At 40.8% G+C, this 18,111-nt stretch carries 17 protein-coding genes and 1 pseudogene; 6 read left to right on the forward strand and 12 right to left on the reverse strand.

The window, feature by feature from the left end:
* The first annotated feature begins 75 nt into the window (after positions 1-75).
* Positions 76-876: an NAD kinase gene (locus V7161_RS02525; protein ID WP_289987706.1), complete on the forward strand. Its 801-nt coding sequence runs from the start codon at positions 76-78 to the stop codon at positions 874-876.
* A 76-nt stretch (positions 877-952) separates the two neighbouring features.
* Here V7161_RS02525 and rarD read toward each other — a convergent pair whose 3' ends face one another.
* The 7 genes from rarD to refZ all read right to left on the reverse strand — a co-directional run bounded on the left by rarD (position 953) and on the right by refZ (position 9,002).
* The gene (gene rarD, locus V7161_RS02530) at positions 953-1,879 is read right to left on the reverse strand and encodes an EamA family transporter RarD (RefSeq protein ID WP_335442121.1); all 927 of its coding nucleotides are present in this window, start codon (positions 1,877-1,879) and stop codon (positions 953-955) included.
* 146 nt (positions 1,880-2,025) lie between these two features.
* Positions 2,026-3,612, reverse strand: a complete 1,587-nt coding sequence (mbcS, locus tag V7161_RS02535; protein WP_335442122.1) for an acyl-CoA synthetase MbcS — start codon at positions 3,610-3,612, stop codon at positions 2,026-2,028.
* Positions 3,613-3,769: 157 nt separating this feature from the next.
* Positions 3,770-3,976, reverse strand: coding sequence for an alpha/beta-type small acid-soluble spore protein (locus V7161_RS02540; RefSeq protein WP_289987703.1), 207 nt, complete (start codon positions 3,974-3,976; stop codon positions 3,770-3,772).
* 99 nt (positions 3,977-4,075) lie between these two features.
* Positions 4,076-5,281 carry a tRNA uracil 4-sulfurtransferase ThiI gene (gene thiI / locus V7161_RS02545; protein ID WP_335442123.1) on the reverse strand — a complete coding sequence of 402 codons (1,206 nt, stop codon included), beginning with the start codon at positions 5,279-5,281 and terminating at the stop codon, positions 4,076-4,078.
* Positions 5,282-6,424 (reverse strand): cysteine desulfurase family protein, encoded by a 1,143-nt coding sequence (locus V7161_RS02550; RefSeq protein ID WP_335442124.1) that lies wholly within the window; start codon positions 6,422-6,424, stop codon positions 5,282-5,284.
* Between the two features lie 89 nt (positions 6,425-6,513).
* Entirely contained in the window at positions 6,514-8,202 is a 1,689-nt protein-coding gene (ezrA, locus tag V7161_RS02555; RefSeq protein ID WP_335442125.1) for a septation ring formation regulator EzrA, read from the reverse strand.
* Positions 8,203-8,369: 167 nt separating this feature from the next.
* Positions 8,370-9,002, reverse strand: coding sequence for a forespore capture DNA-binding protein RefZ (refZ, locus tag V7161_RS02560; protein WP_335442126.1), 633 nt, complete (start codon positions 9,000-9,002; stop codon positions 8,370-8,372).
* A 156-nt stretch (positions 9,003-9,158) separates the two neighbouring features.
* Here refZ and V7161_RS02565 point away from each other — a divergent pair, with 156 nt between their 5' ends.
* Complete coding sequence (locus V7161_RS02565) at positions 9,159-9,641, forward strand: GAF domain-containing protein (RefSeq protein WP_335442127.1); 483 nt, start codon at positions 9,159-9,161, stop codon at positions 9,639-9,641.
* A 26-nt stretch (positions 9,642-9,667) separates the two neighbouring features.
* Here the strand turns inward: V7161_RS02565 and V7161_RS02570 are convergent, their stop codons facing one another.
* Entirely contained in the window at positions 9,668-11,092 is a 1,425-nt protein-coding gene (locus V7161_RS02570) for a sensor domain-containing diguanylate cyclase (protein WP_335442128.1), read from the reverse strand.
* 390 nt (positions 11,093-11,482) lie between these two features.
* Between V7161_RS02570 and rpsD the strand changes: the two genes are divergently transcribed.
* Positions 11,483-12,085, forward strand: a complete 603-nt coding sequence (rpsD, locus tag V7161_RS02575; protein WP_335442129.1) for a 30S ribosomal protein S4 — start codon at positions 11,483-11,485, stop codon at positions 12,083-12,085.
* Between the two features lie 140 nt (positions 12,086-12,225).
* On the opposite strand, the pseudogene V7161_RS02580 reads toward rpsD, so the two are convergent.
* Positions 12,226-12,352, reverse strand: a pseudogene (locus tag V7161_RS02580) (recombinase family protein); the annotation flags it as partial.
* 95 nt (positions 12,353-12,447) lie between these two features.
* Positions 12,448-13,098 (reverse strand): Crp/Fnr family transcriptional regulator, encoded by a 651-nt coding sequence (locus V7161_RS02585; RefSeq protein ID WP_335442130.1) that lies wholly within the window; start codon positions 13,096-13,098, stop codon positions 12,448-12,450.
* Between the two features lie 56 nt (positions 13,099-13,154).
* Here V7161_RS02585 and V7161_RS02590 point away from each other — a divergent pair, with 56 nt between their 5' ends.
* From V7161_RS02590 to V7161_RS02600, 3 genes are read left to right on the forward strand one after another with little or no spacing between them, the layout of a single operon-like run.
* Complete coding sequence (locus V7161_RS02590) at positions 13,155-14,303, forward strand: aminotransferase class V-fold PLP-dependent enzyme (RefSeq protein WP_335442131.1); 1,149 nt, start codon at positions 13,155-13,157, stop codon at positions 14,301-14,303.
* Positions 14,284-14,910, forward strand: a complete 627-nt coding sequence (locus tag V7161_RS02595; RefSeq protein ID WP_335442132.1) for a YitT family protein — start codon at positions 14,284-14,286, stop codon at positions 14,908-14,910. Before V7161_RS02590 ends, V7161_RS02595 begins: the two co-directional genes overlap by 20 nt.
* On the forward strand, positions 14,900-16,321 hold the full coding sequence (locus tag V7161_RS02600; protein WP_335442133.1) for an amino acid permease: 1,422 nt from the start codon (positions 14,900-14,902) through the stop codon (positions 16,319-16,321). Before V7161_RS02595 ends, V7161_RS02600 begins: the two co-directional genes overlap by 11 nt.
* Before the next feature lie 162 nt (positions 16,322-16,483).
* Here V7161_RS02600 and V7161_RS02605 read toward each other — a convergent pair whose 3' ends face one another.
* Both V7161_RS02605 and tyrS read right to left on the reverse strand, forming a co-directional pair.
* A complete protein-coding gene (locus tag V7161_RS02605; RefSeq protein ID WP_335442134.1) occupies positions 16,484-16,672 on the reverse strand; it encodes a DUF6954 family protein in 189 nt (62 codons plus the stop codon).
* An 83-nt stretch (positions 16,673-16,755) separates the two neighbouring features.
* Positions 16,756-18,009: a tyrosine--tRNA ligase gene (gene tyrS, locus V7161_RS02610; protein WP_335442135.1), complete on the reverse strand. Its 1,254-nt coding sequence runs from the start codon at positions 18,007-18,009 to the stop codon at positions 16,756-16,758.
* Between the last annotated feature and the right edge of the window lie 102 nt (positions 18,010-18,111).

An 18,111-nucleotide genomic window follows, 5' to 3' on the forward strand; every position in this document is an offset into this window, starting at 1 on the left:
AAACATTAATTTACCAATGATTAATTGAATATAGGGGAATTCTATATTTCAGTTCTCAACTAAGGGGGCCCTGCCATGACAGAAAGACGTAATATTTATTATGATTACAAGCGAGATCCTGAAGTGCTTGCAAAAGCCGCTCCTCTTTTTGAAGCAAGTGAACGTTATGGATTTACCATCGTGAATGATTATCGAAAAGCAAATATAATTGCCAGTATCGGAGATGACGGAGCCTTTCTCCAAGCAGTTAGAAAAACAGGTTTTCGAGATGATTGCCTTTATATGGGGATTTCGATAAAAAACAGTTTAAATATGTATTGTGATTTTAAAATTGAAGACGTCCCATCCATGATTTTAGCAATGCTTAATGAAAAGTTAGAGGTTCGCCGCTATCCGCTGATTGAAGTTTCTGTTGATGGACAAGGAACCTTTCCATGCTTAAACGAATTCTCCATCCGCTCTTCCATTATTAAAACGCTCGTAGTGGATGTGTTTGTCGATGACCTTCATTTGGAAACATTCCGCGGTGACGGCCTGATTGTTGCCACGCCAACCGGAAGCACCGCTTATAACAAATCCGTTGACGGTTCCATTGTTGACCCCTTACTCTCCTGTATGCAAGTAAGTGAGGTTGCTTCCGTTAATAATAATCGGTACCGTACCCTCGGTTCTTCGTTTATTTTAAGCAGTGACCGAACACTAACACTAAAGGTTATCCAGGAAGGCAACGACCACCCGACAATGGGTATGGACAACGAGGCATTAAGTATTCGCCATGTGGACAAAATCCAAATTACATTAAGTGACAAAAAAATAAAAACCCTTAAATTAAAGGACAACTCCTTTTGGCAAAAGGTAAAGCGGACATTTCTTTAATAAAGGCTATTCTCGCAAGGATTGTTGTTCTTAATATAAAAACCTTATCCTTAAAAAACAGGATAAGGTTTTACTTTTATGTTCTTTTTTCTCCCCGCACCTTTAATCCACTCTGGGAAAACAGTTTGGTTTTTGAAAGAGAAAAAATGGTTAATGCGGACCAAATGAATAAGAACGAAAGCAGCTGTATTTTTGAAAAATGTTCTTGATAAACAAATACACCAAGCAGCAGTGTGATTGTTGGTGCGATATATTGCAGGATGCCGAGTAAGGATAGGGGAATTTTTTGTGCCCCTTTTGCAAAATAAAGCAAAGGAACTGCTGTCGCGACCCCAGCACCAATTAAGAGCAAATCAGTGCCAATACCTGCCGTTAAAAATGCATTTGAATCTTTTACAAAAAGAAAAGCCATATATATCGCAGCAATTGGCGCCACTACTAAAGTTTCTAATGTTAACCCAACGGCAGAGTCGACATTAATCAATTTTTTAGCCAATCCGTAAAGTCCGAAGGAAACTGCAAGACCGATGGCGATCCAGGGAAAATTCCCATGCGATGCTGTGATAATCGCAACCCCAACCCCAGCCAACACGAAGGATACATATTGTGGCACCGATAATTTTTCCTTTAAGACAACCATTCCCAATAAAATACTCACTAAAGGATTAATATAATAGCCAAGACTTGCTTCAATCATATGACCACTATTTACTGCCCAAATATAAATAAACCAATTTAAACTGATAAGAAGTGAAGCTATGATTAAGGCATACATCTGTTTTTTATTTTGGGCAAAGCCCTTAAAAGTCCTAATGAATAATCCCCATTTTTTTGTGAAGATAAGAACAACTACCATAAAAATAAATGACCAAAAAATGCGGTTTGCAAGAATTTCTTTTGCATTTACATTATCTAAAAGCTTCCAGTAAATCGGCAATAATCCCCAAAGAAGATAGGAAAATCCGGCATGGATGACCCCTAGCTGTGTTTCACTCTTTTTCATATATCTCTCGAGCCCCTATTCTTTCTAGTTTCGAAATATTTTATATTATAACGTGAAACAACCTTAATTGGGGATTTTTTTGCTTACTAATTCATTCCATAAAAAAAGCAGGATGGAAACTCCCAGCCTGCTTTTTGATTGTGAAATTAATTTTCCTTAACAGCTTCCATTTCTTTTTGGCGCAGTTCTATCCGGCGAATTTTACCAGAAGTTGTTTTCGGAAGCTCTGTCAAATACTCAATTTTTCTTGGATACTTATATGGAGCTGTCAGTGTTTTTACATGCTCTTGAAGATTTTTGGTTAATTCAGGCTCATTCAGTTCAACATTTTCTTGTAAGACTACAAATGCCTTAACAATAAATCCACGAATTTCATCAGGACTTGCAACAACCGCACATTCTTTTACAGCTGGATGTTTAACAAGGGCATCCTCAACTTCAAAAGGCCCAATTGTGTATCCGGAACTGATAATGATATCATCCCCGCGGCCTTCAAACCAGAAATAACCTTCCTCGTCCATTTTCGCTTTATCACCCGTGACATAATAATCGCCGCGGAACTGCATGGCTGTTCTTTCCGGATCCTTATAATAATTTTTAAATAACGCCGGTGTTTCTACGTGTACAGCGATATCGCCAACTTCCCCAACAGCGCAAACCTGGCCATCTTCATTGATAATTTCAACTCTGTTCCCTGGAGTAGGCTTGCCCATTGAACCCGGTTTTAATTCCATCCCTTTGGTCACACCAACTAGTAATGTATTCTCTGTTTGACCATATCCATCGCGAACGTCCACATTAAAATATTTTCTAAATGTATCAATGACCTCACGATTTAACGGCTCTCCTGCTGAAACAGCACTATGAAGATTGGACAGCTGGTATTCAGCTAAATTATCTACCTTTGCCATTAAGCGGTATTCTGTGGGTGTACAGCATAGAACATTCACATCATATTTTTGCAAAAGAGTTAAATACTTTTTCGGCTCAAATTTGCCATTATAGACTAATCCTGTTCCTCCTGAGCCAAGAACGGAAAGGAAAGGACTCCAAATCCACTTTTGCCAGCCTGGACCTGCTGTTGCCCATACTGTATCACCTTCTTCGATGCAAAGCCATTTTGCTGCAGCAGTCTTTAAATGAGCAAATGCCCATCCGTGTGTATGGACTACCCCTTTTGGATTTCCTGTTGTTCCTGATGTATAGGATAAAAAGGCCATATCATCCCGGAGTGTGTCAGCTAGTGGGAACTCCTCTGAAGCCGCTTTCATTTCTTCATCTAGATGAATCCAGTCATTCTCCTTTGCCCCAATCGTAAACTTAACGAGTGGCTGCGTTGATTTAATATTTTCAAATTGGTCTACGTAAGGATAATAGCTGATAACTGCTTTCACATCACCATGTGAAATTCTATACTGCAAGTCCTTTTCCCTTAACATTTCCGAGCTTGGAATGACTACCATCCCTGATTTTAAGGCGGCTAAGTAAACAACATATGCTTCAATTAGGCGTGGAATAATTACGAGAACGACATCGCCTTTTTCCAAACCATTTTGAGCAAAAACATTTGCAGCTTGGTTAACTTGTTTTAATAATTGCTCATATGTAACCTGTTTTGTTTCACCAGATTCACTTTCCCATTTTAAAGCCACTTTGTTTGGGTCTTTAGCAAATCGCTCAACTTCAGATACAAGATTATACTTTTCTGGTGCAATTAAATCCTCGCGTTTCATTCTTCTCCCCCTCAATATTAGATAATAAAATTCCCTCAAATTTATTATACAAAATTATTCTAAAATTTTAAATTATTATTAATTTTTTAATATTATTTAAAATAAAAAGAGAGCGAGGCAAGTGCCTCACTCTCTGTAGCCATCGTATTAAATTTGATTAACGAGCAAATCCGCCGCCTAATTGCTGTTCAGCCATTTGAACTAGACGCTTTGTGATTTCACCACCAACAGAACCGTTGGCACGTGAAGTAGTGTCTGCACCAAGTTGTACACCAAATTCAGAAGCAATTTCATATTTCATTTGGTCAAGAGCTTGTTCAACACCAGGAACTAATAGTTGATTAGAGTTGTTACTTCTAGCCATGTGATAATCACCTCCTTGTGAGTATAGAATGTGTAGAACTCACAAGGTTCATTCTAAATATCAATTGGTAATTATTCACAAAAAATTCACAAATACATTTTAAAATAACTCATTGAATTCCGAGCGATGTTCGCTATCAGGTTTGATAATAATCGTTTCAACCTCTTGAACAGCCTCTTGAATTAAAGGTTCAAAATCAAAATAACTTTCATACTGGTTAACTTTTTCTCGTTTCGGTTTTGTCTTTGGAGATGACGGCACAAAAATAGTACAGCAATCTTCAAAAGGACGAATCGAAATATCGAGGGTATCAATTTCCTCAGCGATTTTAATAATATCCGTTTTGTCCATTGAAATCAAGGGACGTAAAATTGGGGTGTTCGTCACTTCGTTAATCGCATACATACTCTCAAGCGTTTGGCTTGCTACCTGCCCAAGACTCTCACCAGTAATAATCGCAAGGCCCTCTTGTTTTTTTCTAATTTCATCTGTAATCCGTAACATCATTCTCCGCGTAGATGTCATCGAATAATTTTCCGGGACCTGCTCACGGATGGCTTGCTGAATATCTGTAAAGTGTACGATATGGAGTGTTAACGAGCCAAAAATTCCGGCAAGTTTTTTGGAAAGATCAATCACCTTCTCTTTCGATCGCTCACTAGTAAAAGGCGGACTGAAAAAATGAACGGCTTCAATTTCTACTCCCCGCTTCATCGATAAATATCCGGCCACAGGGCTATCAATTCCACCTGAAAGCATGAGCATCGCTTTCCCACTCGAACCAATTGGAAGCCCGCCAGCACCTTGAATAGTTTCAGAAGAAAGGTAGATGGCATCCGGTCTAACCTCAACGCGTAAATTAATGTCCGGATTCCTTACGTCCACTTTCATTCCTGGAATATTTTTTAACAGATGCGCCCCAATCGTTTGATTGATTCCGTCTGTATTTAACTCAAAGGTTTTGTCAGATCTTTTAGCGGTAATTTTAAAGGTTTGTCCCTCTTTAAATTGAGAGTTAACTAATTCATATGAGGCCTGTTTCAAAGCCTCCACATCTTTTTCAACTTTTATTGCAGGACTATAGGACTGAATCCCAAATATATTCTTTAATTTCCCGATAATTTCCAATCCGTTTTCACCATTTAGTAATACATACATCCTGTCACGGCTTGCTTCAATTTTTACTTTTGGAAATGGGGCTAAGGCGATTCGAACACTCTTTTTCAATTTATCAATAAATTTATTGCGATTTCTTCCTTTGGTGGATATCTCTCCATAGCGTATTAGAATACGATCATAATTCATCTATTTCATAACCTTTCGTAGTTGGTTTACTGTTTTTTCAATTACTGAGAGGACTTTTAAGGCTTCTGCTTCTGTATTATCAAAAGATAAGCTTATTCTTATAGCACTCTCTGCAAGGCTTTCTGGGACTCCCATCGCGAGCAATGTATTGCTGGGTGATTTCTTCTTTGATGAACAAGCACTTGTCGTAGACACAAAAATCCCATTTTGCTCAAGGGCATGGATAAAAACTTCTGATTTTATCCCTTTCAAAGAAAAATTTAAAATATGTGGTGCAGCATGTTGAACGGGTGTGTGAATCTGAATATCTTCAATCTTGGTTAAGCTTTTTCGCAGCAAATGTTGAATTTCCGCCAGTCCTGCAATTCCTGCATCACTTTTCATCATTGTCATCCTGAGCGCCTTTGCCATTGCGACAAATCCTGCCACATTTTCGGTACCGCTACGCATCCTCCGCTCTTGATTTCCGCCTGAAAATAACGGGGTCAGTCTTGCTCCCTCCCGTATAAATAGTACACCAGTGCCTTTTAAGCCATGAAATTTATGGCCTGATAGTGAACAAAGATCTACATTATTTTTATATAAAGAAAGTGGTACTTTTCCAACACTTTGTACGGCATCCACATGAAAAAGGATGGATGGGTATTTTTTTAGAATACTACCTATTTCTTCAATAGGCTGGATGGTTCCAACCTCATTATTTACCTGCATGATTGAGATTAAGATTGTTTCTTTTCGAATGGACTTTTCTAAATCTTCTACTGTAATCCGTCCGTACTCATCAACTGGCAAGCGGGTGATCTCAAATCCCTCCTGCTCAAGTTGCTCCATTGCTGCTCGGACTGATGCATGCTCTACACTCGTAGTAATCAAATGCCTACCCTTATGTCGATTTAATAAAGCAGCACCTTTAATGGCGATGTTGTTGCTTTCGGTCCCGCCAGAGGTAAAATAAATCTCATTTGCTTTTACCTTTAAAAGACCGGCAACCTGTTCTCTAGCCTGTGATAAAAGCTTTTCCGCCTGCCCGCCCAAACTGTGCAAAGAAGAGGGGTTGCCAAAATATTCGCTGGATACTGTTACAAAAGAATCTAAAACCTCTTTATATGGTTTTGTTGTTGCACTATTATCAAAATAAATCATCGTTTTATCCTCCGTCAAAAATAAATCTTATCATAAACCTATCTTTTTGAAAAAGAAAAGAAAAAAACCGATTCAGCAGAATCGGTTTTTTATTCCATGACAGCCGAAGCTTTTATTTTCTTTAATGCTTCAGGGTCAATACCTTCCAAGGAAGCCGCTACTTGCTCTAAAGCATCTTGATAATCATAGAGCCTAAAGGCGAGTTCTGCATCCGATAGGCCTTTTGCAACAGAAGGATACTGGCGTCGGTATCGGTTTCCATATTGGATGGCTTTTTCCGCAAGCGTAGCATTCTCAATTAATTCAATAGTCGAAGAAACAAGTTTATCAACGGTTAAAACGGCAATTTCTAAATATTGATTAAGGGCAGAAATGTTAAGCGGCTTTTCCTCCAGCTGGTATCTGACATTTTGAATACTATCGTTAGTATCTTCATATAGGTACTTGTAGTCATCAGGTAAGCCTGGAACATTGCTCTTTGCAACAAGGCGGACAGTCTCTCCAACCTTTTTCGTTAGTTCCTTTAGTTTATCTCTTGCCTCAATTTCATCTTTTCTTAGTGCTTGCAGCTTATAAGCAAATGCATGCTGTCCATCGAGGATGATTTCTAATTGTTCTTTTAGTTCACTTAATTCCTCACTTAGAACAGATTGAGCTGTTTCGTTTAGTTTTAATTTTTCCAATAAAATATCATAATGTTTAAATACTGCCGTAAGTTCTTTATCTAAATTCCGCTGTGTCTCAAAATCATCATCTGATAACTGATATCTTTCTTGAATATTAAATACTTCATTTGAAAGATTTCTATTTTCTTCCTCAGCTGAAATAAGAAGACCACTGGTTACCTTTTCATTCTTCAGCACGAAATGCTTGGCATGAACTTCCTTTTCCAAAAGGTCAAAAAGAATATCGACTCTTTCCTTCACTTCTTTTATTCCTTCTTCAGCTTGCTCTATTTCTGTTTTCTCAATTTGCATTACAATCTCAGTGAGCTTTTCTTCCAAGCGAATCTTTTCTTTTTCCACATTTATGTGCTCTAAATAATATCCTTGACCCGTCATTTCCCGGTATCCATCGTAAATATCAGCAAGCTGATTTGGAAGCAATGACTGACACTCAATTAAGTACTGAGGGATTACATTCATATTGCTTTTGATTGAGTCAAGTGTGCTATGAATTAGTAAGACCACTTCTCGTGCTTCAAGGTAATTGCCGTTTTCCGTTTTTTCATCATATTCATGAAATTTTTGCGTCACTTCACTGAGCTGCACCTCTAAGTATTTTTCAGCATTCCCAAAGCTATGACGGTGGGCTAAAAGCATTTTTTTCGATTCCCGATAAAGCTCTTTTAATTCCTCGATCTCTACTCTGTTTTTCTCCTCACTGCCAACTAGTTCATGAAGCTCTTCCAAAATACTTTTAATTTGGTCTTCTGTCTCCTGCAGTTTTTCAGCAATCTTTTGTTGAACTTCCTTTGACTTCTTGAATCGGTACTTGTCTATGTACTCTTCTGCATCAAACAGCATTTCTTCTAAGTCTGGAAGCTTTACGGTTACGACATCATCCCATTGACTCCGCCAATGTTCAAAAAGCTCCTCGGTCTGTCCGGTCATATTAAGCTGTTTCACTTTCGACATTTCATCCAGTATCGGACGATTCATTAGATCAATTTTCCATGCTTCCAATCGATCCATTTCTTTAAAATATTTTTTCTTTATTAAATATCCTACTACAAATAGGGCTAGTAATAGGAAGAATAAACCAATGAAATACTTCACATGAAAGCCTCCTAGCTCAACACACTGATTCTATTAAAAGAATTTTTTCGTCTATATAAAAAGATCACTTAATGTTTTATTCAATGCTATTATGATACCATGTAAACGACATTTTTTGACTATTAAATTCAATTTTTTTGTAAAATAAAAAAAAATAGCGATTGCCGCTATTTTAGCATTGCTCCTTTTTTAATTGGCACATCTGAGCATAATGTTTTTTCAATCCATTGATTGATATCTTTTAAATATTTCTGCTCAAAAAATTGCTCATTTGGAAAAACATATAATACTTCTCTCATATAATGATTGTTCATAAAGGGCATCATGATCAACCCCTTAAGTTGTATGATTAAATATGGAATGGAATGAGGGCGGAACTCTCCCCATTCAAACCCTCTTTCAAAGATTTTTTGAAAGTAATATTTTTCTTTTAATGAATACGTCGACATAATTTCTCTGACAACTTGTGAATCGATTGACATTTCACGATATACAAAGCATGCCAGCTGCAGATTTTCGCATTGAAAGTGAATTAAATCGGCGACCATTCGCTTTAAACAGACTTCAGCACCTCGTTCAATTGAGAGGTAAGCTTCTTCCATTTTGCTGATATATTGTTCAAAAAAATGCGTAAAGCAATATTCTAACAATCCAGCTTTATTTTCAAAATAATAAGCAATCGTTGCCGAATTTACTTTTGCTGAATGAGCAATATCCCTGATTGACGTCCCAGTGTACCCTTTGGAATTAAACAATAATACGGCGGCTTTAACGATCGCTTCTTTTGAATTTTTCTTCATCAGCTTTCCCCCCAATTAAAACACCGAATATCCCCTTACATAAAGATTCTTTATGTCATAATAGATTCCTTTATGAAAATATCGACAAAGTCTGCTCATTTTCTTCTTGTTTTGATAAAATAAGTTATAAATTTTATAAGAAAAAGGTGAAATTTCATGTTTAACGTCGAAATGTATAGAGGAAGTCGCGAAGAAAATTATGATCTCGTGATAAAACAATTGCAGGCACTTCTGCACGATGAAAAAAATCAAATTGCAAATCTCAGCAACGCTTCTGCTTTATTAAACCAATTTCTTGACCGGATCAACTGGGTCGGTTTTTATCTCTTAGACACAAACGGCGAGCTTGTATTAGGCCCCTTCCAAGGTTTGCCGGCCTGTGTCCGCATTCCGCTTGGCAAAGGAGTTTGCGGGACTTCCGCTTTGAAAAGAGAAACCTTACGAATCGAGGATGTGCACCAATTTCCTGGCCATATCGCCTGCGATGCTGCATCCCAATCAGAGATTGTCATTCCACTTTTAAAAGAGGAACAGCTTATTGGGGTATTAGATATCGATTCACCTGAAAAAAATCGGTTTGATGAACTTGATCAACAAAAACTGGAAGAATTTTCTGCAGTTTTGTTAGAGTATATTTAATAAAAGGCACGGATTGAAATCCGTGCCTAACTAACCTTCATATTATCATTTTGCGATACAACCTTATTCTTACCCGTTCCTTTCGCATGGTAAAGAGCTTCATCGGCTCGTCTAAATAAATGATTATAGGTATCAAGCCGCTCCTTATGCCAATAGGAAACACCGCATGACACGGTAATGTGTGGAGTGGTGCATTCCGCCACCTTCTCAACCAATCTTTTGGCGATACGTACACCTGCTTCAAGTGCGACCTTCGGCAGATAAATGGCGAGTTCCTCACCACCCCAACGGGCTCCAATATCATTTCCGCGAATATTACTCATTATTACATCTGCTACTTGGATGAGAACTTCATCTCCAACCTGATGACCATGTGAATCATTGATTTCTTTAAAGTTATCAATGTCTATGAGAATAAAAGTTCCTTCCTCATCTTCCTTCATCGACCATTGAATTTGTTCATCCAAATATTTTCTGGAATGGAGCTTTGTAAGGTGGTCAGTGATGACCAATTTTTCTAATTCTTCTCGAAGCAAAGAATTCGTAAGTGCTAGCGAAGAATGATGAATTAATGATTGCAGCAGCTTAAAGGTCTCAAAAGAAAAGAAGTAGGGTTTTTGGTGCATAACAATAGTGAATCCTTTTAAATTCTCAGCTTGAATCATCGGTACTGCCATAACCGAATGAAAATTTGAGATGGTTTGAATTTTAGGGAGACTCATATCCCCTATAAAGAGAGACTCTTTTTCCATTTGAATTCTTTCTTTAATATATTCGACATAGTTTCTTGATTGTTTTGTAAAAAAGTAGGGAGTTGAACCAGGGAGTACTTTCACTTTTACGTGTTCTTCGGAGAGAATAAAAAAACCAACTTCTTGCGCATTAAAGGAAGACTTAATTTGCTCTGTTATATAACCAATCGTTTCTGCCAAACCTAGATTAGAATTTAAGCGATGTGAGGTTTCGTTTATTAATTTCAAATTGGAAATTCTGCGTCTTGACTGCTGATAAAGAAGGGCATTTTCTAATGACTGCCCAACACTTCCTGCTAATAATGTTATGAATTCCACCTCTGTTTTTAGAAATTCACATTCATTTGGCACAAATACCTGTAAGACTCCATAAATCCCTTGAATCCCTTTAATTGGCTCGTAAATAATGGTATGGCTGTTTGATTGCTCATATTGTTTTTCACCCGTTTCATAAGCTTCTATCACCGCAATATTTTCATTATCATATTCCAATTCCAAGATTGGAAGTTCATTATGGATATATGTATCCTGGGACATTAGCAGGTTATACGAGAAATCAGGATAAACCTCTTGAAGGATTACGAATAATTCTCCCAAAAGTAAATTGATATCAAACGTGGAATGCAGTTTTTCGGAAATACGAAATAACTTCTTATATCTATCTGATTGCAAGATTAACTCTCTTTCGAGAATATCCATTCCATCTCCACCTAATTTTCCATCCGTTTTTAATTCCAAAAATATACATCGTAACCTAATTATAGATAATAATTGTGTATTTTTGGAATATTAATTTGAATAATATATAAATTTTTTTCACCTCATTATTGTTCCATTTGCTAACAGGTAAAAAATATACTTGACTTGGGATGAATAAAAACTATATAATACTCTTTGTGTAAAATATTGCAGCCTATGTGAACAACTTTATTTGATTCATTTTGTTCCTCATAAGGCAACTGCCTTACGAAGGTGCATCTTGTAACCCTTAGCTGCAAGGGCGAAGGTGCATGAAAACAAAATGGCTTTAATGATGTTTCATAACGGTTTTTATTTTACCAAAATAAAAACACAGAGGAGGAGTCATTCATGGCTCGTTATACCGGCCCAAGCTGGAAATTATCCCGTCGTCTTGGAATCTCTCTAAGCGGCACAGGTAAAGAATTAGAAAAGCGTCCTTACGCTCCTGGACAACATGGTCCAAACCAACGCAAAAAGCTTTCTGAATACGGATTGCAATTACAAGAGAAGCAAAAGCTTCGTCACATGTACGGAATCAATGAGCGTCAATTCCGCAACCTATTTGACAAAGCTGGCAAGCTTACTGGTAAACACGGTGAAAACTTCATGGTTCTTTTAGAATCACGTCTTGACAACGTTGTATACCGTTTAGGTTTAGCTCGCACTCGTCGTGCAGCTCGCCAATTAGTTAACCACGGTCACATCCTAGTTAACGGTTCACGCGTTGATATCCCATCATTCCGCGTAACAGCTGGTCAAACTATCAGCCTTCGCGAAAAATCACGTAATCTTGATGTAGTTAAAGAAGCAGTTGAAGTAAATAACTTCGTACCTGACTTCTTAACTTTTGATGCAGACAAGCTTGAAGGTACATTCACTCGCTTACCTGAGCGTTCTGAACTTCCAGCTGAAATTAACGAAGCTCTTATCGTTGAGTTCTACTCTCGTTAATTAATTCGAGTTGTAAACTGTAAACAGGAAAACCCTAGAAACGTTGATATTACTCAACTTCTAGGGTTTTTTATTTTTGTCTGCTTTGTAGAATCATGTATTGGTCGGCCCTCTTTAAAATCCTCACGCTGCATTGCTTAAGCTTTCCCTTTCTGGATCCGTTCAACAATCAAATTTCTTTCCATTTCTGCTATCGCTAACATGGTTTGAAGGAATGACCGCCATCGCTGTGTTTTCCATTAAACCTACATTCATTACGTAGAGTTTTTTCAAAAAAGTATGAAAAATAAAAAAAAGACACGATTTTGTCAACTAGTTGACAGACTGAACCGGTTCATTTCACTATGATGAATCTAACCGAATCAAACGGTCTGTTCCCTGGACGTAAGAAGTGTATACAGTCCGTTTTGTTTCACGATCTCGCCTTTTTCCTGCAAGCTGTTCATGACATAGGAGACGCTAACGCGAGAAGAGCCGACGACATAGGCGAGCTCCTGGTGCGTGAACGGGATGGTGATGGTCAGGCCAATCGATGTCTTGATGCCGTAAGAGGCGGCTAATTGCTGGAGCATGGTCAGAACGCGCTGTTCCACATCCGAAAAGCTCATGAGCTTCGCCTGAAGTAAAAGGGCCGACTGTTTCTGGCACAGGGAAGAGAGGACTCTTTTGGTCAATGCCAGGTCGTTCAGGATGATTGAAAAAAAATCATGTTTCGTGATTTGCAGCAATTGGACGTCCGAAGAGGCGGTTGCGCAATATTCAGACTGGTCTTCCGTCCATGCGGCCGATTCACCGAGAAGGTGGCCGGATCCGACGATATAGAGATGGCGCTCCGCACCCATTGGCGACAGCAAAAAGACGCGAACACGTCCTTCCAACACAAGGTACACGTACGGATGGACAGTATCCTGCTGGAACAAAAGAGTTTCACGGGGGAAGGTCAAGAGTTTCCCTTGTCCGGAAAAATGAGAATGCGCCCAATCGCCTCGCTCAAGCCATAATGACTGGTTCATATGTTCACCTCTTGATGAAAGAAAAAATGTAAACGTTCACAAAAAAAGAGAAAAGGATGATGGATATGACTCACCCCTTTAAACAACAACGACAACTGTTCCCCACACTCGGAAAAACGATTCATCTTTCAAGCTGTTCCCAAAGCGCGATCTCCGCTCCGGTGAAGGAAGGGGTCGATGCCTACCTCACAAGCTGGAATGATGAGGGGATGGACTGGAACGGCTGGATGAAGAAAGTATCGGAAGCGAAAGCGGCCTTTGCCCATCTCATCAATGCATCCCCAGATGAAATCGCGGTCCTTTCAAGCGTATCGGATGCGGCATCCAGCTTTGCCGGTTCGCTTGATTTCTCGGGTCAACGGAACAAAGTCGTGACCACCGAGATCGATTTCCCTTGCATCGGCCATGTCTGGCTCTCCCAGGAGCACCGCGGTGCTGAAGTCGTCTTCTTGACGGAACAGAATCACCAGATCGCGCTCGACCAATACGTGGAAGCGATCGACGGGAGGACGCTTGTCACCTCCATCTCACATGTCTCCTATTATAACGGGTTCATCCAGGATGTGAAAGCCATTTCAGAAATCGCTCATGCGAACGGTTCCCTATTGTTTGTGGACGCCTATCAGTCCGCTGGAGGCGTTCCAATCGACGTCAAGGAAATGGGGATCGACGCGCTTGCTTCAGGGGCACAGAAGTATCTACTCGGTATTCCGGGAATCGCCTTCTTGTATGTGAAAAAGGAACTCGCGGAAACACTCGAGCCGAAAACGACGGGATGGTTTAGCCGCGTCAATCCGTTTGCCTTCGATCCGAAGACCTTGAATTATGCGGAGGGAACATTGCGTTTTGACACCGGTACCCCGATGATGATTAATGCCTACGCGGCCCATGCCGGTATCACGCTGTTAAACGAAATCGGCGTCCAAACAATCCGCCCCTATCTGATGGAGTTGTCCACAGTAGCCATCGAGACTGCCCAACGGCTCGGGCTCGAGGTAGCGAGCCCGCTGGATGTCACCCGGAAGGGAAGCAACACTGCGATCCGGGTCCAGAACGCAACAGCGCTCGAGCAATTCTTGAAAACGAAGAAGATCGTCGTCTCCGCAAGGAACGATGTCCTCCGGGTGGCGCCGCACTTTTACAATACAGCCGAAGAAGTCGAAAGAGCCATTGAGGAGATCCTGCATGCCATCAAGCATCACTAATGGTGTGTTCCTAAAGAAATCCGCCCTCGTTGTGATTGGGACGATGGTCGTGGCTGCCTCCTATTACGGGCTGCAAGAGCCGAACGGTATTGTCGCCCCGGGGCTTGGAGGTATTGCAATGGTCCTTTCCAAATGGATTCCGTTTTCACTTGGCGTCATCTATTTTGCGCTGAACATACCGCTCTTTTTGATCGGGTACCGTTCAGTCGGGGCCTTGTTTGCGGTCTTCAGCCTCATCGGAATGAGCAGCCTCTCCATTTGCCTAGGGCTTTTTAAGGGTATGCCCGGCCTTCACATGCCTCTTGTCGGATGCATCCTGAGCGGGATTCTTTCCGGCATCGGCATCGGTGTGGTAATCAAAGCAGGCGGAACGACCGGAGGACTGGATATCGTAAGTGTCGTCATCAGCCGGATTTCACCGCGCTTTTCCATCGGAAAAACGATGGTTGCGGTGAATGGCTTCGTCTTGTTATGCTCCTTCCTAAGCGAAGGATTCGAGAAAGCCTTTTACACACTAGCTAGCATGTTTCTCGCGGGCAAGAGTGTGGATGCGGTGCTTTCATATACAAAAACCTTGGGGAATGGTGGGGAAATCAATGGCGAATGAAAATTTGATAAATCGCGAAGAAGGATTAAATCGCTCGCTCACAAGCGGCCAATTGACGATGATCGGGATTGGAGGAGCCATCGGAACCGGCCTGTTCATGGGAAGCGGGATCGCCATCGGCTACGCAGGGCCGGGCGTCCTCATCAGCTACATCATCGCTGCCTTTATTGCTGTGATCATGATGTTCAGCTTATCGGAGATGGCAGTGGTCCATCCGACGGCAGGTTCGTTCGGGACCTATGCCGAAATGTATCTGAACCCTTGGGCCGGGTTTTTGATCCGCTACACCTACTGGGCTGCTCAGGTAATCGCCATAGGGGGGGAAGCGGTAGCCGTCGGGCTCTATATGCAATACTGGTTCCCAGGTATTCCGGTCTGGCTCTGGACGCTTGGATTCGGGTTCATCATCGTATTCATCAACACCCGTTCGGTGAAAAATTTTGGGTCTCTTGAATATTGGTTTGCGATGATCAAGGTCATTGCGATCGTTTTTTTCATCATTTTCGGCGTTTCGATGGTGCTTGGGATTGGCCACTCAGAAGCTATCGGATTTAGCCACTATACCGACCAAAAAGGGTTTATACCGAACGGTATCCACGGGGTATGGATGGCAGTATTGATGGCGATCTTCTCGTTCTACGGGGTCGAGATCGTCGCGGTCACAGCTGGCGAATCGAAAGACCCGCAAAAATCGGTGCCAAAGGCCATGAAAACGATGGTATTACGTTTGTTCTTATTCTATATCCTATCCCTTGCGATCATCGTGGCAGTTGTGCCTTGGACACAGGCGGGAGCCCATGAGGTATCCGGTTCTCCGTTCGTCAAGATCTTTGAAGGGTCGGGAATCCGCTTTGCGGCAGGCATCATGAACTTCGTGGTGCTCACAGCAGCCCTATCGAGCATGAATGCAAACCTCTATTTGACAAGCAGGATGCTGTTCTCCTTATCAAGAGGAAACTATGCGCCGAAATCGCTTGGGACGTTGTCGAAGAACGGCACGCCGATCATAGCCATCCTGACCTCAAGCGTCGGAGTGTTGATCGCGACGGTTCTCTCGATGTACTACCCGGATACGTTCAACAAGCTGTTTGGGATTGCGATCTTCGGGGGAATCCTGGTCTGGCTAATGGTCCTTATCACCCACCTCCGCTTCCGGAAAACGGTTCATCTTCATTATGAGGGGAAGCTTCCTGTGAAGGCGCCGATGTTCCCTGTACTTCAATGGGCGGGTGTGCTTTTATTGAGCGCCATTTTGATTACGATGCTCTTTTATCCGGAATGGGTAGATGCTTGGAAAGTAGGCGTTCCTTGGGTGATGATCGTTTCAATCGGATACTTTGTCCAAAAAGCAAAAACGAAAAAGGTTCAAGGTACAGTAGATTCCCATGAAAATGAAAACCACGTCTCTTGATTTTGGCATAAATAAAGGCGCCTTTGAACGAGGTGCCTTTATTGTTAAATGAACAAAATCTCATATGCGACTTAAATTTCTTCCAAGTCAAGATTTTTCACTTGGGTCGGTCCTCGCATAACTCCCGTTAATAACTAAGCCCCAAGCCACTAGGTTTCAGTGTTATTTTCTATTGATTAATTTAATGGACATCCAATATCCAAATCCAAGTAGTGCATAGATTAATACAAGTACAATTGAGGTTAATACCCTTTCACGAGCTGCTCCATCAGCGAATAATACAGGCCCAAGCCCGAAAAATGTGACCAGTGCAATGAGAATGATAAAGAATGCATGCAATATATATTTCACTTACTTCACCCCCATTTTTTCTTCTTATTTATATAGACGAAAAAAAAGGACCTTGGATTCACCAAGGCCTCTCCTTACTTTTCTTAATAATTGATTAGTGTGTATTTCTTTTTGCCTCTTCTAATTATCGTAAACTGTCCTTCGATCCGATCTGTTTCCTGGAGGGCATAAGCAGTATCGGTTATTTTTTCACCATTAACAGTAACGGCTCCATTGGAAATATCTTCGCGAGCCTGTCGCTTAGAAGGTGAAATCTTCGCTGCTACCAATAGATCAACTAAATTTTCCTCATTAGCTGACTCATAGGCAGGGACATCCTTAAAGCCTTGTGCAATCTCGGCAGCCGTTAAGCTTCTCACATCGCCGCTAAACAAAGCCTGAGAAATCTTTATCGCCTGTTCTAAGGCAGTATCACCATGAATGAGGCGTGTCAATTCTTCAGCCAAAACCTTTTGAGCTTTACGAAGATGCGGCTCTTCCTGGACAGCTTTTTCTAATTGTTCAATTTCCTCATGGGGAAGGAACGTGAAAATCTTTAGATATTTCACTACATCAGCATCAGCAGTGTTAATCCAGAATTGGTAGAACTCATATGGAGTAGTTTTTTCCGGATCAAGCCAGACTGCACCGCTTTCTGTTTTTCCGAATTTTGTTCCATCTGCTTTTGTAACGAGAGGAATAGTTAAACCATATGCCTTAGAGCCTTCCGACTCGATTTTGCGGATTAGTTCGAGACCAGATGTAATGTTCCCCCATTGGTCGCTGCCGCCAATTTGTAATTTACAATTATGATTCTGGTATAAATGAAGGAAATCCATTGCTTGTAAAATGGTGTACGTAAATTCAGTAAACGAAATGCCAGTTTCAAGGCGAGAGGCAATTGTGTCCTTCGCCAGCATGTAGTTTACGCCGATATGTTTACCAATGTCACGTAAAAAAGTTACCACGTCCATTGAGCCGGCCCAGTCATAGTTGTTTACCATTATGGCGCCATTTTCCCCTTCAAATTCAAAAATGGACTGTAATTGTTTTTTGATTCCGTTGACATTGTTTTGTACTGTTTCGAGAGTTAGAAGCTTTCTTTCTTCACTTTTCCCGCTTGGATCTCCGATAAGCCCTGTTGCACCACCGACTAACACGATAGGACGGTGGCCATGCTGCTGGAATCTTCTAAGAGTTAAAAATGGAAGCAGATGTCCAATATGCATACTGTCTGCAGTAGGATCGACCCCGCAGTATAATGAAATTTTTTCCTTGCTAACTGTATCATTTAAACCTTCTTCATCCGTTTGCTGATAAATTATCCCTCTCCACGCTAAATCCTGTAATAAATCCATTCGTTATCCCTCCATCTTTTTTTGCTGCCTTGGATTTCATTTACCCCAACAGCTTACTTTTTCTCTTTTCGGGCAATGAACCGGGGTTTCATTTACCCAAAC

It is taken from the genome of Neobacillus drentensis, from assembly GCF_036965425.1.
GTDB lineage: Bacteria > Bacillota > Bacilli > Bacillales > Cytobacillaceae > Neobacillus > Neobacillus drentensis_F.

Coding starts and splice junctions, on each gene's coding strand:
- mbcS (WP_335442122.1), bottom strand. CDS start 3,612: ATGAAACGCGAGGATTTAATTGCACCAGAAAAGTATAATCTTGTATCT.
- V7161_RS02540 (WP_289987703.1), bottom strand. CDS start 3,976: ATGGCTAGAAGTAACAACTCTAATCAACTATTAGTTCCTGGTGTTGAA.
- V7161_RS02570 (WP_335442128.1), bottom strand. CDS start 11,092: ATGGATATTCTCGAAAGAGAGTTAATCTTGCAATCAGATAGATATAAG.
- V7161_RS02565 (WP_335442127.1), top strand. CDS start 9,159: ATGTTTAACGTCGAAATGTATAGAGGAAGTCGCGAAGAAAATTATGAT.
- tyrS (WP_335442135.1), bottom strand. CDS start 18,009: ATGGATTTATTACAGGATTTAGCGTGGAGAGGGATAATTTATCAGCAA.
- rpsD (WP_335442129.1), top strand. CDS start 11,483: ATGGCTCGTTATACCGGCCCAAGCTGGAAATTATCCCGTCGTCTTGGA.
- thiI (WP_335442123.1), bottom strand. CDS start 5,281: ATGAATTATGATCGTATTCTAATACGCTATGGAGAGATATCCACCAAA.
- V7161_RS02600 (WP_335442133.1), top strand. CDS start 14,900: ATGGCGAATGAAAATTTGATAAATCGCGAAGAAGGATTAAATCGCTCG.
- V7161_RS02595 (WP_335442132.1), top strand. CDS start 14,284: ATGCCATCAAGCATCACTAATGGTGTGTTCCTAAAGAAATCCGCCCTC.
- refZ (WP_335442126.1), bottom strand. CDS start 9,002: ATGAAGAAAAATTCAAAAGAAGCGATCGTTAAAGCCGCCGTATTATTG.
- V7161_RS02590 (WP_335442131.1), top strand. CDS start 13,155: ATGATGGATATGACTCACCCCTTTAAACAACAACGACAACTGTTCCCC.
- V7161_RS02550 (WP_335442124.1), bottom strand. CDS start 6,424: ATGATTTATTTTGATAATAGTGCAACAACAAAACCATATAAAGAGGTT.
- V7161_RS02585 (WP_335442130.1), bottom strand. CDS start 13,098: ATGAACCAGTCATTATGGCTTGAGCGAGGCGATTGGGCGCATTCTCAT.
- V7161_RS02525 (WP_289987706.1), top strand. CDS start 76: ATGACAGAAAGACGTAATATTTATTATGATTACAAGCGAGATCCTGAA.
- rarD (WP_335442121.1), bottom strand. CDS start 1,879: ATGAAAAAGAGTGAAACACAGCTAGGGGTCATCCATGCCGGATTTTCC.